At 72.2% G+C, this 3,697-nt stretch carries 4 protein-coding genes; 3 read left to right on the top strand and 1 reads right to left on the bottom strand.

What is annotated here, in order from left to right; all coding sequences use genetic code 11:
- Nucleotides 1-680: tryptophan synthase subunit alpha (trpA, locus tag FV223_RS22595; RefSeq protein WP_147729093.1), on the bottom strand; the 680-nt coding region annotated here is incomplete at its 3' end.
- Nucleotides 681-1,010: 330 nt separating this feature from the next.
- Here trpA and FV223_RS22600 point away from each other — a divergent pair.
- From FV223_RS22600 to FV223_RS22610, 3 genes are all read left to right on the top strand, one after another.
- Nucleotides 1,011-1,556 carry a hypothetical protein gene (locus FV223_RS22600; protein ID WP_147729094.1) on the top strand — a complete coding sequence of 182 codons (546 nt, stop codon included), beginning with the start codon at nucleotides 1,011-1,013 and terminating at the stop codon, nucleotides 1,554-1,556.
- A gap of 166 nt (nucleotides 1,557-1,722) precedes the next feature.
- Nucleotides 1,723-2,571 (top strand): oxidoreductase, encoded by an 849-nt coding sequence (locus tag FV223_RS22605; protein ID WP_147729095.1) that lies wholly within the window; start codon nucleotides 1,723-1,725, stop codon nucleotides 2,569-2,571.
- A 114-nt stretch (nucleotides 2,572-2,685) separates the two neighbouring features.
- A partial coding sequence (locus FV223_RS22610; protein WP_147729096.1) for a histidine kinase dimerization/phospho-acceptor domain-containing protein occupies nucleotides 2,686-3,697 on the top strand: 1,012 nt, incomplete at its 3' end.

The following is a 3,697-nucleotide window of genomic DNA, read 5'->3' on the forward strand; positions in this document are numbered from 1 at the left end:
CCCTTGGCGATGGCCGCGGCATGCGCCCCGGTCCTCACGCCGAAGCCGACCACCACCGGCAAGGCCGTGTGGCGGCGGATGCGCCCGACCGCGGTGCCGACCGCGGCGAAATCCGGCGTCGCCGTCCCGGTGATGCCGTTAATCGACACGTAGTAGACGAAGCCCGCGGTGTTCGCGAGCACGGCCGGCAGGCGGCGCTCGTCGGTGGTCGGCGTCGCCAGCCGGATGAAGGCGAGGCCCTTGGCCAAAGCCGGCAGGCAGAGCTCGTCGTCCTCCTCCGGCGGCAGGTCGACCACGATCAGCCCGTCGATGCCGGCCGCCGACGCGTCGTTGAGGAAGCGCGCGACGCCGTAGGTGTGGATCGGGTTGAAGTATCCCATCAGGATCACCGGCGTCTCGGCGTTGCCGGCGCGGAACCGGCGCACGAGGTCGAGCGTCTTCGCCACGCCCTGGCCGGCCTTGAGCGCCCGCAGGCCCGCGGCCTGGATCGCCGGGCCGTCGGCCATCGGGTCGGTGAAGGGAAGGCCGAACTCGACGATGTCGGCGCCCGACGCCGGCAGCGCCTCCAGCACCTTCAGCGAGGTCTCGGGATCGGGATCGCCCGCCATCACGTAGGTCACGAGGGCGGCGCGGCCTTCCGCGCGGCAGCGGGCGAAGGTGGCGTCGATGCGGGCGGCCATGGTGCCTGTCCGTTCCTGGTGTCGAAGAAGGAGATCGCGAAGGGATCGAGGAGCGATCGAGGGTTGGCGGACGGGATCGCCCGAGGGATTGGTGCCGCGCCTACACCATCGGCGGCGGCCCGTGAAGCGGAGGCGGTTTGGCGGCCCGTCCTCGCGTGCGCGAGGCGGCCGGGTGCGCATGCCTCGAAAGCGGGCATGGACGTTCGCGCGCCAGCCGCCTATTGTGCAGGCAGGCGGGAATACTTTGCACACTATTGTGGCAGATCAAGAAAAACCCTAGGTCTCGAATCACGGTCGCCAAAGATCGACAATCGAATCCGAGGACACGCCATGACCAATCCTTCCGAGATCAAGAACCGCTTCCACGCCAGCCTCGAGGCCTCCGAGGCCCGCGAGAACGGCTTCCGCAGCCGTCTGCTCGCCGAGGGCGCGCGCGCGCTCCAGCCGGTGCTCGGCGTCCTGACCCTGATGTCCGAGGTGCTCGACGAGCGCGACAACGTGCACGGCAGCATCACCGGCCTGGATTGCGCGATCGACAAGGAAGACTTCGTCACGCTGCGCGCGGTCCTCAGCGGCACCTCGCAGCCCGAGCAGCGGATCGTGATCAAGTACGGCCCCGAGCTCGGCGGCCGCAACCTGATCTCGGTTTCCGGCATCGGCCAGACCTACGCCGAGAAGCTCGTCGCCAAGACCCATTGCGCCGCGAGCCTCGGCCGCTCGGTCGGCAGCGACCTGCAGCTCGACGTCGCCCGCGCCGAGGACCTCGCCGAGGTCGTGCGCGAGATGGTCGAGGCCTACTTCGTCGGCCAGGCCCAGGTGCCGGTGCAGCACCATGCCGGCGCCATCGAGGGCCACGCCCGCTACGCCGTGCAGTGATCCCGCGCCGCAAGGCCCGCCCGACCTCCGCTCCGGCGACGGTTCCCCCGTCGCCGGAGCGTCGGCGCGTCCTATCTGCGTGACGACGCAGCGTGTCCCGGCCCCTGCCGGACCCGCGACCCCCTCACGCATCGCCCCGGTTCTCAGGGCGCACGGGACGCTCCGCATGGCTTCCATGACCACCCCCGTCTGGTTCATCACCGGCTGCTCCACCGGCTTCGGCCGCGACCTCGCCCGCGCCGTGCTCGCCCGCGGCTGGCGCGCGGTGGTGACGGCCCGCGACCTCGGCCGCGTCGCCGACCTCGCCGAATCGTCCGGCGACCGCGCCCTCGCGCTCGCCCTCGACGTCACCGACCAGGGCCAGGTCGACGCCGCGGTCGCAGCCGCCCACGCGGCGTTCGGCCAGGTCGACGTGCTCGTGAACAATGCCGGCTACGGCTACCAGGCCTCGGTGGAGGAGGGGGTCGAGGCCGAGATCCGCGCGCAGTTCGACGCCAACGTGTTCGGCCTGTTCGCGCTGACCCGCGCGGTGCTGCCCGGGATGCGGGCGCGGCGCAGCGGCCGCATCCTCAACATCACCTCGGTGGCCGGCTTCATCGGGTTTCCCGCGTCCGGCTACTATTCGGCGAGCAAGCACGCGGTCGAGGGCTGGTCGGACGCGCTCGCCGCCGAGACCGCGCCGCTCGGCATCAAGGTGACCTGCATCGAGCCGGGCCCGTTCCGCACAGACTGGGCCGGGCGCTCGCTGAAGCAGACGCCGAGCGCGATCGCCGATTACGCCGAGACCGCCGGCGCCCGCCTCACGGCGACGTCCGAGAAGAGCGGCACCCAGGCCGGCGATCCGGCCCGCGCCGCGGAGGCGATGATCCATGTCGCCGAGATCGAAGATCCGCCGCGCCACCTCGTCCTCGGCGCCTGGGGCTACGATGCGGTGACCGCGAAGCTGAAGGCGCGGCTCGCCGAGATCAAGGCCTGGCGCGAGACCAGCCTCGGGGCGGATTTCCCGGGGGGCTGACGCGGTCTCGCGTCCATTGGCGCAACCTCCGGTTAAGCGCCCTTGCAAACCCATCGTTCAGCCTCTGCTGCGATGGTCGCTCCGCCCGGACGCGTCACGCCGGGGGAGATCCGCATGGACCCCAGGGACCTCGTCGTCGCGCTCGCGCTCCTCGTCGCCATCGCCAGCCTCGCCTTCGCCTGGGCGCGGCGCGGGCGGGCGGGCGCCCTGGACGACGCCGAAGACCTCCACGACCGGATCTGGCAGGTCTCCGAGAGCGAGGACCGCTACCGCGCCCTGGTCGAGGCCACGACCGACGTGATCGTCCAGCGCGACGCGGCCGGCCGCATCACCTTCGCCAACGAAGGCTACGCCGCGCTGTTCGACCGGACGCCGCTCGCGATGATCGGCGCGACCCTCGATCTCCAGGTGCTCGAGACCGCCGGCGCCGAGACCGGCCCGGACGGCGTGCGCCGGAGCGAGGCGCGGGTGATGCCGGCCGACGGCGTGCCGCGCTGGTTCGCCTTCGTCGAGGTGCCCGTCGCCCGCGGATCCGAGCCGATCCAGTGGCTGCGGGCCGGCCGCGACGTCACCGGCCGGGTCGAATCGGCCCGCGCCCTCGACGTGGCGCTGTCGCGCGCCGAATCGGCTAGCGTCGCCAAATCGCGCTTCCTCGCCACCGTCAGCCACGAGTTCCGCACGCCGCTCAACGGCATCCTCGGCATGGCCGACCTCGTCCTCGACACGAGCCTCGACGGCGAGCAGCGCACCTACGTCCAGGCGGTGCGCACCAGCGGGCAGGCGCTGCTGGCGCTGATCGACGGCATCCTCGACTTCTCCCGCATCGAGGCCGGCCGCATCGACCTCGCCGCCGAGCCGTTCGATGTCTCCGCCACCGCCGAGGCGGTGGTCGAGCTGCTGGCGCCGCGCGCCCAGGACAAGGGCATCGAGATCGCCCTCGACGTCGCCGACGGCGTGCCGGGCCTGGTGATCGGCGACGGCGACCGGGTGCGGCAGATCCTGGTGCATCAAGAGCGCGCGCTGGTCGGGCGAGATCGGTGCCGACGCCGAGGGGCATACCGGCTTCGCCACCGCGGCGGACGGCGCCGACGCCGCGGCCGGGCTGCTCCGGCGATACTACCGGGAT

This window comes from Methylobacterium sp. WL116 (assembly GCF_008039455.1).
Classification (GTDB): Bacteria; Pseudomonadota; Alphaproteobacteria; order Rhizobiales; family Beijerinckiaceae; genus Methylobacterium.